The 13,087-nt window shown below is 31.6% G+C and carries 13 protein-coding genes and 1 other annotated feature; of the genes, 1 reads left to right on the top strand and 12 read right to left on the bottom strand.

Features of this window, described 5'->3' with window-relative positions; all coding sequences use genetic code 11:
* Window positions 1-53: 53 nt before the first annotated feature.
* The 12 genes from aspS to ACI313_RS02130 form a co-directional block, all read right to left on the bottom strand.
* Window positions 54-1,796, bottom strand: coding sequence for an aspartate--tRNA ligase (aspS, locus tag ACI313_RS02185; protein WP_320607469.1), 1,743 nt, complete (start codon window positions 1,794-1,796; stop codon window positions 54-56).
* A gap of 10 nt (window positions 1,797-1,806) precedes the next feature.
* Window positions 1,807-3,081, bottom strand: a complete 1,275-nt coding sequence (hisS, locus tag ACI313_RS02180; RefSeq protein WP_320607470.1) for a histidine--tRNA ligase — start codon at window positions 3,079-3,081, stop codon at window positions 1,807-1,809.
* A gap of 41 nt (window positions 3,082-3,122) precedes the next feature.
* Window positions 3,123-3,310, bottom strand: a binding site (T-box leader).
* Between the two features lies 1 nt (window position 3,311).
* Window positions 3,312-4,046, bottom strand: a complete 735-nt coding sequence (locus tag ACI313_RS02175; protein ID WP_320607471.1) for a YebC/PmpR family DNA-binding transcriptional regulator — start codon at window positions 4,044-4,046, stop codon at window positions 3,312-3,314.
* Window positions 4,047-4,090: 44 nt separating this feature from the next.
* Window positions 4,091-5,044, bottom strand: a complete 954-nt coding sequence (locus ACI313_RS02170) for a PhoH family protein (RefSeq protein WP_439755170.1) — start codon at window positions 5,042-5,044, stop codon at window positions 4,091-4,093.
* 44 nt (window positions 5,045-5,088) lie between these two features.
* Complete coding sequence (gene rpsU, locus ACI313_RS02165) at window positions 5,089-5,268, bottom strand: 30S ribosomal protein S21 (RefSeq protein WP_276983618.1); 180 nt, start codon at window positions 5,266-5,268, stop codon at window positions 5,089-5,091.
* A 68-nt stretch (window positions 5,269-5,336) separates the two neighbouring features.
* Window positions 5,337-6,683 carry a butyryl-CoA:acetate CoA-transferase gene (locus ACI313_RS02160; RefSeq protein ID WP_320607473.1) on the bottom strand — a complete coding sequence of 449 codons (1,347 nt, stop codon included), beginning with the start codon at window positions 6,681-6,683 and terminating at the stop codon, window positions 5,337-5,339.
* A gap of 68 nt (window positions 6,684-6,751) precedes the next feature.
* Entirely contained in the window at window positions 6,752-8,191 is a 1,440-nt protein-coding gene (locus ACI313_RS02155; RefSeq protein ID WP_320607474.1) for a UDP-N-acetylmuramoyl-L-alanyl-D-glutamate--2,6-diaminopimelate ligase, read from the bottom strand.
* Between the two features lie 2 nt (window positions 8,192-8,193).
* On the bottom strand, window positions 8,194-9,468 hold the full coding sequence (gene mtaB, locus ACI313_RS02150) for a tRNA (N(6)-L-threonylcarbamoyladenosine(37)-C(2))-methylthiotransferase MtaB (RefSeq protein WP_439755169.1): 1,275 nt from the start codon (window positions 9,466-9,468) through the stop codon (window positions 8,194-8,196).
* Window positions 9,465-10,190, bottom strand: a complete 726-nt coding sequence (locus ACI313_RS02145; RefSeq protein WP_320607476.1) for an RsmE family RNA methyltransferase — start codon at window positions 10,188-10,190, stop codon at window positions 9,465-9,467. Before ACI313_RS02145 ends, mtaB begins: the two co-directional genes overlap by 4 nt.
* A gap of 1 nt (window position 10,191) precedes the next feature.
* Window positions 10,192-10,914: a pseudouridine synthase gene (locus ACI313_RS02140; protein ID WP_439755168.1), complete on the bottom strand. Its 723-nt coding sequence runs from the start codon at window positions 10,912-10,914 to the stop codon at window positions 10,192-10,194.
* Window positions 10,915-11,460 (bottom strand): SMC-Scp complex subunit ScpB, encoded by a 546-nt coding sequence (gene scpB, locus ACI313_RS02135; RefSeq protein WP_320607478.1) that lies wholly within the window; start codon window positions 11,458-11,460, stop codon window positions 10,915-10,917.
* Window positions 11,457-12,194, bottom strand: a complete 738-nt coding sequence (locus ACI313_RS02130) for a segregation and condensation protein A (protein ID WP_320607479.1) — start codon at window positions 12,192-12,194, stop codon at window positions 11,457-11,459. Before ACI313_RS02130 ends, scpB begins: the two co-directional genes overlap by 4 nt.
* A gap of 68 nt (window positions 12,195-12,262) precedes the next feature.
* Between ACI313_RS02130 and ACI313_RS02125 the strand changes: the two genes are divergently transcribed.
* Window positions 12,263-12,988, top strand: coding sequence for an N-acetylmuramoyl-L-alanine amidase family protein (locus ACI313_RS02125; RefSeq protein WP_320607480.1), 726 nt, complete (start codon window positions 12,263-12,265; stop codon window positions 12,986-12,988).
* Window positions 12,989-13,087 lie beyond the last annotated feature (99 nt).

Genomic DNA, 13,087 nt, shown 5'->3' with positions numbered 1-13,087 from the left:
TAATTGAGTCAGCTATCCTTTTTTGTACAGGCTATTTAACTGTTACAGCCTCTTTAGTCTTTGATGATTTGAATATGTAAATCTTTTAATTGTTTATTATCTACAGGAGTTGGAGCCTTAGACATTGGACATTTAGCATTTGCGTTTTTAGGGAATGCGATAACATCACGAATGGAATCACTTTCTGTTAAAATCATGGCAATACGATCTAAACCAAATGCCAATCCTCCATGAGGAGGTGTACCATATTGGAAAGCATCAACAAAGAATCCAAATTTTGTACGAATATCTTCATCCGATAATCCTAATAATTCGAAAATCTTAGTTTGTAGCTCATTGTCATAAATACGTAATGAACCTCCACCCAATTCATATCCATTTAAGATGATATCATATGCATTTGAACGAACACTACCTAAGTCTGTATCTAATAAAGGAATGTCTTCCTCTTTTGGTTGTGTAAATGGATGGTGACAAGCAACCCATCTTTGTTCTTCTTCTGACCAATCAAACATTGGGAAGTCAACTACCCATAAATATGAAAATTCATCTTTATGTTTTAGACCTAATTCAGATGCAATACCGTTACGTAAAGCACCTAAGGCATTACAAGTCTTATTCCATTTATCACTTACAATAAATAAAACATCATTTTCTTTTAAATTCAATTGAGAATATAAATCATTAATTTCTTTTTCACTTAAGAATTTAGCAGCGCTACCTGTTAATGTACCATCTTTTGCTTTCAATGTAACTAGTCCTTTGGCACCGTTTTTCTTAGCCAATTCAGTCCATTTGTCAATTTCTTTACGAGTAATATGTGCAAAATCATTAACAACAATACCTTTAATTGAACCATTTGATTCAATACAATTTTTAAATACTTGGAATTGTGAATCTGTGAAAATTGGAGTTAATTCTTGTAATTCCATACCAAAACGATTATCTGGTTTATCAGAACCAAAACGATTCATAGCTTCTTTATAAGTTAATCGTAAGAATGGACGAGGAACATCAATTCCTTTAACATCTTTCATCAATTTCACTAACATTTCTTCTGTGAAATCAATAATTTCATCTTGTGATAAGAAACTTGTTTCAATGTCAACTTGAGTAAAGTCTGTTTGTCTATCCGCTCTTAAGTCTTCGTCTCTGAAACAACGAGCAAATTGATAATATCTTTCAAAACCAGAAATCATTAATAGTTGTTTATATAATTGAGGAGACTGTGGTAAAGCATAGAATGAACCAGGATGAACACGAGATGGAACTAGATAATCACGTGCTCCTTCAGGTGTACTTTTACCAAGCATTGGTGTTTCAATTTCAACAAAATCATGGTTATCCAAGTATTCTCGCATTGATTTTGTGATTTGATGTCTCATCAATAGCTTTTGTTGCATAACAGGACGTCTTAAATCTAAATAACGATATTGTAGACGTGTATCTTCAAGAGCATCTGTTTCATCGGCAATGATAATTGGAGTCGTTTTAGCTGTGTTAATAATTGAAAAATCATCAACTTTTACTTCAATTTCACCTGTTTTTAAATCTGGATTTGCGGCTTGACGTTTACAAACTGTTCCAGAAACACTTAATAAATATTCATTTTTTACTTCTTTTAAACGATCGGCAAATTGTTCACCGAAAACTAATTGACAAATTCCCCATCTGTCTCTTAGATCAATGAAAACCAATTGACCAAAATTTCTTTTTTTGGCAACCCAACCAATTAAATCAACATGTTCATTCACATTTTCAATGCGAAGTTCACCATTTTTATGTGTACGTTTCATATAATCCTCCCTATTCAAATTGTGTATCTAAATATTCAATAATATCGTCACGTGAAATCGTAACTTGTTCTTGTTTTTCAATATTTTTAATTGTTACTTGATTAGAATCCATTTCAGTTGAACCAATTAAAAGAGCAAATTTAGCTTTTGAACGACTAACAGCTTTAAATTGACCTTTAAATCCTCTTTGTAAGTAATCCATATCACTACGATAACCATTGGCACGAAGTTCTGTTAAGACTTCGAATGCATATGTTTGAGCTTGTTTGTCTAAACACATAACATAAGCATCTAATCCAGGTTTTTCATCTAAAGTAATTCCTTCAGCTTCTAAAGCAATTAGTAATCGTTCCATACCAAGAGCCCAACCAATTCCACTCATATTTTCTGGTCCTCCAAAGTATGAAATTAAATTATCATATCTTCCTCCAGCTAATACAGTCGATTGCGCTCCCATTTCTTTATTAACAGAAACAATTTCAAAAACAGTGTGAGAATAATAATCCAATCCTCTTACTAATTTATCATCAACTTCATATGGAATATCTAATGTTTCAAGTAAATTACAAACTGTATTAAAGTATTCTTTACTTTCTTCATTTAAATAATCTTTCATGCTTGGTGCATTTTTCATGTATTCTTTATCGTGGTCTACTTTACAGTCTAAAATACGCAATGGATTTTGTTCATATCGACGTTTACAATCTGAACATAAATCATCTAAATATGGTTCAAAATACGCTTTAAGAGCTGTACGATAATTATTACGAGATTCATCGTCTCCTAATGTATTTAAGCATACTTTAATGTCTTTCAATCCTAATGATTTAAGAATAGAAAATGCTAAAACAATTGTTTCTACATCCGTATATGGACTTTTATTTCCTAAACATTCAATTCCAAATTGATTAAAAATGCGCATTCTTCCTTTTTGAGGTCTTTCATGACGGAACATAGGACCCATATAGTACATTTTTACTGGTTGATCTGGATTTGCGTACATTTTATTTTCAACAAAAGAACGAACTGTCCCAGCTGTTCCTTCTGGTCTTAAAGTAAGTGATGTATTAGAGTTTTCGAGAGTAAATGTATACATTTCTTTATTTACCATATCACTTGAGTCATTCTCTCTTTTGAAAACATTTGTGTGTTCGAAAATAGGTGTACGAATTTCGTCATAATTATATAAATAACAAAATTGACGTAGTCTTTCTTCTAGTGCTTGCCATGCATATGATTTTTCTTGAAGAACATCAGCTGTTCCTCTTGGAATTTGATAAGCCATTTTTTTAATCCTTTCTAAATAAACAAAAAACGCCCTTATTATATAAGGACGTGATTAACGCGGTACCACCTTACTTCTCAAATTGAGCACTCAATGCCTTAACGCGGCTTACGATCGCTTTTTAGTGCGATTCCTTCAAAGTGTCCAAATAAAAGGTGTTCAATGATTTTCACCCGCCATCATCTCTCTGCAAAACAATCTTTTATTCTCTCTTTTTCAACGGATATTGATTATGCTTCGTCATCAATATTTTCAACGTTATGATATACATTTTGTACATCATCAACATCTTCTAATAAAGTAACTAAACGCTTAAATAAAGTTAAATCTTCTCCTGATAAAGTTACTGTTTCATTTGGAACCATTTTGTCTTCTAAAACTTCAAATTTAACATCAGGAATTAATTCTTCTACAGCAACTTTAGCATCATCTAATTGTGTTGGTTCAACTGTAATAGTCATATAACCATCTTCTACTTCAATGTCGCGAACATCGATATCCGCCATCATTAAAGCATCTAACATAGCTTCTTCATCTTCGTATTGAATTACAATTACACCTAAGTGTTCATAACCAAATGAAACAGATCCACCTACTCCTAATTTAGCATGTGCTTTATTAAAACATGCACGTAAATTAGCAATTGTGCGATTTGCGTTATCTGTTAAACAGTCAATGATAATTGTTGATCCACCACCAGAACCGAATCCTTCATAACGAGCAGAAGAAAAGTTTTCATCAGCACTTGATTTAGCTTTTTCAATTGCACGTTTAATTACATCAGCTGGTACGTTATTTGCTTTTGCACGTTCAATAGCTTTTTTCAAAGATTGGTTCATATCTGGATTTGGATCCCCACTCTTTGCAGCTACTAAAATTTCTTTTGAATATCGTGAATAAATTTTAGCTTTTGCGTTTGCAGTCTTTTGCATAGCAGCAGCTCTTACCTCGAAATGTCTACCCATAATTTCACCTTCCAAATTTCTTTTCTAGTATATAATATGTATTTTTATTTTTCAATCATTGAATAACGTTCAATAATTTTTTGTACTAACGGATTTCGAACTACATCTTGTGTACCAAGATGTACCATTTCGATTCCATCAATATCTTTTAATATATCACAAGCTTGAATTAACCCGGATTCATTTTTACGGATTAAATCAATTTGGGTAATATCTCCATTTATAATTAATTTCGCATTTTTACCCATTCGTGTTAAAAACATCTTCATTTGCGCTTGAGTCGTATTTTGAGCTTCATCTAAAATAACGATGGCGTCATTTAATGTTCTTCCTCGCATAAAAGCTAAAGGAGCTATTTCAATAATTTGTTTTTCTATATATCGTTCAACCGTTTCAGATCCTAACATATCATATAGAGCATCGTATAAGGGTCTTAAATAAGGATCCACTTTTTCTTTCATGTCTCCTGGTAAAAAACCAAGTGATTCCCCAGCTTCAACTGCTGGACGAGTTAATACAATCTTTTCAATTGATTTATTTTTTAATTGTGTAACAGCATAGCAAACAGATAAGTATGTTTTTCCTGTTCCTGCTGCTCCAGTTGCAAATACGATGTCATTGTTTTTTAAAGCGTAACATAACCTTGCCTGGCCTAACGTTTTAGGATAAATAAGGCGCCCGGATTTAGTTTTACCGATTGCATCCAATTGATTTATATTAAATAAATGTAATTTATGATTTAAAGCTAATTTTATAAAATATTTGATATCTTGTTCATTTAATTGTTTCTTTTTATCAAGCACATCAAAACAAATTTGAACTACATCTTGTATTTCTTTATTATGCTCACAATCTTCATAATAAAATACATTGTTTCTAATGTTACATTTGGAATGAAAATCATTTGACAATATTTCCAAGTTACAATCATTTAAACCACTGAACTCTTGGATTTGTTCAAACGAAAACTGTGATAAATCAATTGATAGAAAAGCCAATTACATATCCTCCTCAAGAAAAAAATCTGCTATTAAAGCAGATTTTATTTACCCCTACGTGCTTTACGTGCCGCTTCAGATTTTAATTTTCTGCGAACACCTGGTTTAACGTAATATTCTCTTTTACGGGCCTCAGCAAGGGTACCATTGCGAGAAACCTGACGTTTAAATCTTCTTAAAGCGTCATCTAATTGCTCATTTTCTTTCACAATTACTTTTGCCATGAAACAAACCTCCCTTCCCGAGTTAGCATACATATTTTATCAAATTTCAACAAAAAAGCAATAGTTTTTTATCTTAAATTTGAATTTTTCCAAATATTCATTGCTTGTGCTTGTTCGATTAACTCTTGGCGGAAATCCGGATGCGCAACAGAAATAATTGCTTCCGCTTTTTGCCATGTTGTTAATCCTTTTAAGTTAACACATCCATATTCTGTACATAGGTAATGGATATTGGCACGAGTATCAGTAACAATTGATCCATTAGCTAAAGTTGGAACAATACGACTTTCTAATTTTCCTGTCTTTTTATTCATAAATGTAGAACTTAAACAAATAATTGATTTACCACCATTACTTAGATAAGCACCTAAAACAAAGTCTAATTGACCACCAGCGCCTGAAATATGTTTAACACCAGCACTTTCAGAACTTACTTGCCCAAATAAGTCAACATTAACAGCATTATTAATTGAGATAAAGTTATCTAAAGCTGCAATAGAACGAATATCATTTGTATAACTTACAGGAGCGGACATACATTCAGGATTATTGTCTAAATAATCGTATAGTTTTTGTGTACCTGCACCGAATGCATATACTTGACGTCCTTTATCAATGTTCTTGTTTAATCCTGTGATTTTACCAGCTTTAGCAATATCAACAAAGGCATCAACATACATTTCAGTATGAACACCTAAATTTTTTAAATCACTTTGTGCAATTAGAGAACCTACTGCATTTGGCATCCCACCGATTCCTAATTGTAAACAAGCTCCATCTGGAATCAATTTAACGATTTGTTGAGCAACAGCAATATCAACATCTGTAGCAGGTCCACCAGCTCCTAATTCTCCAATTGGTGGATTTGTTCCTTCCACAATATAAGTAACATCATTAACATGAACACCTTCTTCAAAACCACCTAAACATCTTGGCATATTTTCATTGACTTCAACAATGATTACTTTTGCTTTTTCACATACTGCAGCCATATGGGAAGCATTTGGACCAAAGTTAAAATATCCATGTTTATCCATCGGACTTACTTGGAACACAGCTACATCTACTGGATCAGAACTTTCACGATAGTATCTTGGCAGTTCTGAATAACGAATGGGACTATAGAACGCAAATCCTTTACTAACTGCTTTTCGTTCAATACCTGACATATGCCAACTATTCCATGTCATATGTTGAACAGGATTATCGATTTTAAAGATTTCTGGTTCTTTTAATAAAATACCACCACGGAATTTTACATCTTCTAAATTGGGTAAAATTTTTGCAAGTTCTTTATCACATGCATCTGGTGTACCGCAACACCATCCATAATCTACCCAGTCTCCACTTTTGATGACAGAAACAGCTTTTGCAGCACTAACTAATTTCTGTTGATATATTTCTTGATAACTCATAGTATCCCTCCATTTGTTAAAATTTTATCAAATTGATTATAGCACTTAATAATTAAAAAAGAAAAGATTTATGACAATCTTTCTTCTATACATTCTCTAGCGGCGTTATTGTCACCAACCCAAGGAACACGTCCCTCTTCATGATACATGAAGACTTCATCGCCTTTTCCTAATAATAATATTACATCGCCTTTTTTCGCATATTGAATGGCTTGACGAATGGCTTCATAACGATCAGGAATAAAGATATTTGTTTTTGTAGTAATACCTTCTTTTATTTGTTTAGCAATATCTGCACTACTTTCATTGCGTGGATCATCTTCTGTTAAAATGATGTAATCACAATATTTTTCGGCAATTTCACCAAATACTTTACGTTTCGCAACATCACGTTTTCCTGCTGAGCCAAATACGGCAATTAAATTGTTATCTAAAGCAATTTCACGACCAAATTTCATCATTTTTTCCATACCGTCTGGAGTATGTGCAAAATCGACAATAACATGGAAATCTTGACCACAATCGATTTGTTCCATTCGACCTTCAATTTGAGGAAGATTATCACATGCATCAATAATTGTTTCAAGTGCCATACCAGTTTCGTGAAGAGCAGCAATAGCAGCAACTAAATTATATACATTATATAGAGCAACTAAATTTGTAACAACTTTATATTCTTTGGAATCGTGTACTAAAGTAAAGCGTGATTCATGAGATGATAGTTTCACATCTTTAACAAAATAATCCGCTTGATTCTTCATTCCATAACTTACTACCCGGGCTTTTGAAATATTTTTTAAATCTTCATATTTTTCATCATCAATATTTAAAATAGAAACACCGTCTTTCTTTACTCTTTCTTTAAATAGAAGAGCTTTTGCAGCAAAATAATTTTCAAATGTTCCATGAAAATCAAGATGATCATATGTAAAATTAGTGAATATAGCGACATCAAAATTAATTCCATCAACACGATGTTGTGCTAACCCGTGACTTGATACTTCTAGAGCACAAGCTTTCATTCCAGTACGAACCATATCTGCTAATTTTGATTGAAGAAATAAGGCATCTGGAGTTGTTAAATCAGGAGCTAAATTGACATTTCCATAACGAATCGCAATAGTACCAATATATCCACAAGGCTTAACAGGATTTAAAATTGCTTGAATTATGTTGGTAATGGTACTTTTTCCATTTGTTCCTGTAACTCCATACATAAGCATTTTATCTGAAGGACGTCCATAAAAAATTCTAGCACATGTATTTAAAGCATCTGTCACATTTTCTACTTGAATATAAATAACATGAGCGTCTGTTTTTTCTAATGGCTTAGAATGAACAATGCAAATTGCTCCTTTATCAATCGCCTGATCAATGAAATCATGCCCATCAAATGTCATTCCAGGTAAACAAAAATATATATTTCCTTTTTTTACTTTACGAGAATCAAAGCATAGTCCTGTAATATTTACCGTCGGTGCATTTTTGAATAATTTACTAAGTCTCATTTTTATCCTTCTTTCACAATATATGTTTCATTTTCAATAGCATCCCATTTAACATTAATTCGACCTTCTAAAGGTTGATTACTATATACATGGGCCATATGATATTGATCTGTGTAACCATAATAAACATTATCTTTGTGATTTTCAATTAAAATTGATATTTCATCAAATCGATTCATATCATTTAAACGAAGTTCTTTTGATAATGAAAGTAATACATTTACTCTTGATTTCTTTACATTTCCATCGATTTCGCCTGTCATTTTGCTTGCTTCTGTTCCATTTCGCTTAGAATAAGGGAAAACATGAAGGAATGAGAAACCAATTTCTTTTAAGTTTTGAACCGTAGTATTAAATTCCTCTTCACTTTCTTGAACAAAGCCTGTAATCACATCTGTTGAAATGGAAACATTTGGCAATTGTGTTCGAATATATTGAATACGTTCTTTAAATTCTTCAACAGTATATGGACGATTCATGCGAGCTAATGTTTCATTACAAGCCGCTTGAATTGGAATGTGTAAATGTGAACATATTCTTTTATTTTCTTTCATTAATTGAATTAATTCATCGCTAACTTCTGTTATTTCAATACTACTAATTCGATAATGGATTCTAGAATCTGTTTTTTCCAATAATTCTTTTAATAAACCAGCTAAATTCGTTGAACCGTCTTGATATCTACCTGTATGAATTCCCGTTAATACAATTTCATCGTGATCTCTTTTTGATAGTTCAATGGCCGTTTCAATAACACTTTCTTTGGATGGACAACGTTCATGTCCTCTGGCATATGGAATTGCACAGTATGAACAATATTGATTACATCCATCTTGAATTTTTAAAAAAGCTCTTTTTTTCGATTCAAATTCATGAATTGGCATAGATTCAAATTCGGAAAAGTCTTCAATGGAAACTACAGTATTCATCTTTTTTGATTTTATATAATCACTAACGATTTTAACTAACTCATTTTTATGGTTAGCCCCAATAACGATATCAACACCTAAATCATTTCTTTGTTTTTCATCTATGAATTGAACATAGCAACCAATCGCAACGACAATCGCATTAGGATTTTCTTTTTTTGCTTGATGAATTTTCTTTCTTGATTTACTAGCGGCTGTATTCGTTACAGTACAAGTATTAATAATATACAAATCACATGGTTCATCTTCGTTCGCTTTCGTAAAACCACTGGCTTCTAATTGTTCATTATAGAACTGCGATTCATAGGAATTTACTTTGCAACCTAATGTTAATATTTTATATTTCATTCTTTATCCTCTTCCAATGCTTTTTGATAATCTATAACAGCTAGACAATATAAACTAGCAGTTTCAGCTCTTAAAATTGTATTGCCTAAAGAAACAGATTGAAAATGGTCATCCATCAATAATTCAACTTCAGCTTCATCAAATCCACCTTCTGGTCCAATACAAATTGTTATACTCGATGGATTATCTTTTAAGTATTTTGATATATGCTTAGATTGTTTTTCTTTTTCATAGGCAACTAAATTGCATTCACTTTGAAATTGGTGTAAGTCTTCAACTTTTTGAATATTTGTGAGTTCAACTAAATCATTACGATTACATTGTTTACAAGCTGATAAAATAATTTGTGACCATCGTTCCATTTTCTTTTTTTCTTTTTGAGTATCAATGTGAACAACGCTATATCTAGATTCGAAAGGTACAATGCGCGTAACATTCAATTCACATGCTTTTTGAAGCATCCATTCAAATTTATCTTGTTTAATTAAACTAACACATAAAGTGATATCTTTTTTTTCGTTAGGAACCTCAATTTCTGAAAAAATATGAAGAAATGGACGTTCTAATGGATGGGCTAGAAAAACACGTTGATTGGCACTTACGACTCGTACAGTTTCTTTTTTTTGAATGCGTAAAACGTCGAAAAGATGATGTGCTTCTTTTTCATTTAAGTTAATTGTAGAATTGATATCACAATGCTCATCAATAAAAACTTGTTTCATTTTATTCTCCTTTTTGAGCCATTAGTTTTAACTGTTTAACTTCAAATGGTTTTAATTTACGATATTCACCTGGTTTCATGCCATCAACATTTATATCCGCAAAAGAATTACGATTCAAACGACGAACTTCATATCCCAATGCTTTCATCATGTTTTTTACTTGATGATTCTTACCTTCTCTGATTGTTAATTCAAATTGACATCGATCACGAGTTGGATCCACTTCAATCATTTTTACACGAGCTGGTTGATAAGATTCATATTTTGTTTTTAGTCCTTTACGAATTTTTTTGATATCTTCGTCTGTTAAAATTCCTTGTAAGTTTACTCGATATGTCTTAGGTAAATGATATTTTGGATGTGTCATCATATTACAAAATTCACCATCATTCGTTAATAATAGAACACCTGTTGTGTCATAGTCTAAACGACCTACACAGTAAATACGCGATTCTGTGTCAATATAACTAACTGCCGTTTTACGGTCTTTATCATCATCACTTGTGCAAACACACCCTCTAGGTTTATTTAATACATAGTATTCTTTTTCTTCATATGCCAATGTTTTTCCATTAATTTCAATAACATCGTTCCCAGATACTTTTGTTCCAAGTGTTGTGCAAGGTTCACCATTTACAATGACTTTTCCTTGTAAAATCAATTCTTCGGCTTTTCTTCGAGAACAAATTCCTGATTTAGCAATTACTTTTTGTAGTCTTTCCATTTATTTTATCTCCTCAAATAATTCTTCGTTTTCATATTCTTTCTTTGATAATTCTGGCAATTCTTTTAGTGTTTCAAGTTGGAATGTGTCCAAAAATGTGTCCGTAACACTATAAAGAAGAGGTTTACCCACAACATCTTTTCGATCTTTTGCTTCAATTAAGTTTCTCATCTGTAATTTTTTTAACATCATCTCACAATTAACCCCACGAATTTCTTCTATTTCAACGCGTGTAATTGGTTGCTTATAAGCGATAATTGCCAAAGTTTCTAGGGCAGCTGGTGATAGAGATGGACTCTTAACTTCTTCAAATAATTTTTGCGCATAAGGATATACAAATTCCTTGGTTACAAATTTATAACGATTCGCATATTCCGCTAATTCAAATCCTTTTGAGGAATCACTATATTCTTCTTTCAATTCATTCAATATTCTTTCTATTTCCGAATAATTCATTTGTTCTGTTAAACTAGCAATTTGTTCGATTGTCAATCCTTCTTCACCACTAATAAATACTAAACCTTCAACGATAGCTTTGGTATTCATGTATGCAATCCCCCTTTTATAATCCATATTGTTTCTTGTTCATCCACACTAAAAGAAGCAATTCCTTGATGTATTAAATCTAAAATTGATAAAAATGTGACAATAACCATATGAAGATTCGAACAATCTAGGCATAAATCATCAAAAGAAACTTTATCTGTCACATTTTTCAATTTATCAATCAATTGTTCAACTCTTTGTTCAACCGATAATTCCTTAATTGTCATTTTCGTTTCGTATGGTTTTAATATGGCCATACGAGATAGAACACGATTCATTGCTTTTAATAAATCATATGGTGATTGTTTTTGTAAATTATCACAAACCGGATTTTGTTGCCAGCTGCTGATAATAGATGCTTGTGGTCGTGTATATTTTTTTTGTCTTTGATCAAATTCTTCTTTCAATAAATCACTTGCTTCTTTATATTTTTGATATTCAATTAAACGAGATACCAATTGTTCTCTTTGAACATCTTCGTATTGACTTTCCACTTCTACATTTGTTCTTGGAAGTAATTTACGACTTTTATATTCAACTAAAGATGCAAGCTCTTCTAAATATTCACTTGCAATTTCTAAGTGAATGCTTTCCATTTGTTGTATATAATTTATGTATTGTGTTGCCAATGTATTCATATCCAGATCGAATAAATCCAATTTATTTTCTTTAATAAGATGGAGCATCAAATCTAATGGTCCTTCAAACTGGTCAATTGTTACTTTAAATTCCATAAACTCACCAATTGTATTATATCAAATAAAATAAATTTATGGTATAATTTGTTCCACGGGTGATGAAAATGAATAAAACATATATTTATATAATCATCGCAATTTTCCTAGCACTAGTTGTACAACCCAATATTTCTGTTAATTTAAAAGAATCGGTACGAATCCCTGAAAATGCGCAAAGCCCAGAGGCTATTATGACGAACGATACCGTTGATTTAGCTATTAGTGAGTCCAAATCAACCATTTGTATTGATGCTGCTTATGGCGGAAGTGATTTAGGATATAGTGAACAAGGAAAACTTGCGAGTAAGGATATTACTCTTCAGCTTTCGAAAATAATCGGAGAAACGCTAGAGCAATCTGGTTATAATGTTGTTTATACTAGAACAGATGATGACATAAATTTTTATAGTAATGATGAACAAAATGCGAATTATCGTATAAATATTGCTAAAGATCAAAAATCTGATTACTTACTTCACATTGATATAAATTCCAATGTTGATTCCCTAGTAAAAGGATATACGATATTTACACAACCAGATGATAAATTAATTAATTTATCCAATACAATTTCACAAAATTTTCAATCAATTAACTATTCTCAATTTCGAGGTTTAGATAGTGATCATTATGGTAATTTCCCTATTTTAAAGGATCAAGATATTCCGACGATTTCTATTGAATTTGGTTATATCACAAATCCATCTGATTATACCCAAATAACGAATGAAGATTATCAAAAGAAGATTGCATCTAGTATTGCTAAGGCTTTTTTACAAGAGGTAAATTAGCCTTTTTATTGTGAAAATGTAATAATAAGAGTATATTATTAACAAAAAAAGCTAACTATATAAAAATCAATAGAATTTATGAAAAAGTTTGAAAATATA

Source organism: Floccifex sp., assembly GCF_051873495.1.
In the GTDB taxonomy this organism is placed as follows: domain Bacteria; phylum Bacillota_I; class Bacilli_A; order Erysipelotrichales; family Erysipelotrichaceae; genus Floccifex.
Note: the sequence above shows the minus strand (reverse complement) of the source record. Positions and strands in the feature narration are given on the sequence as shown.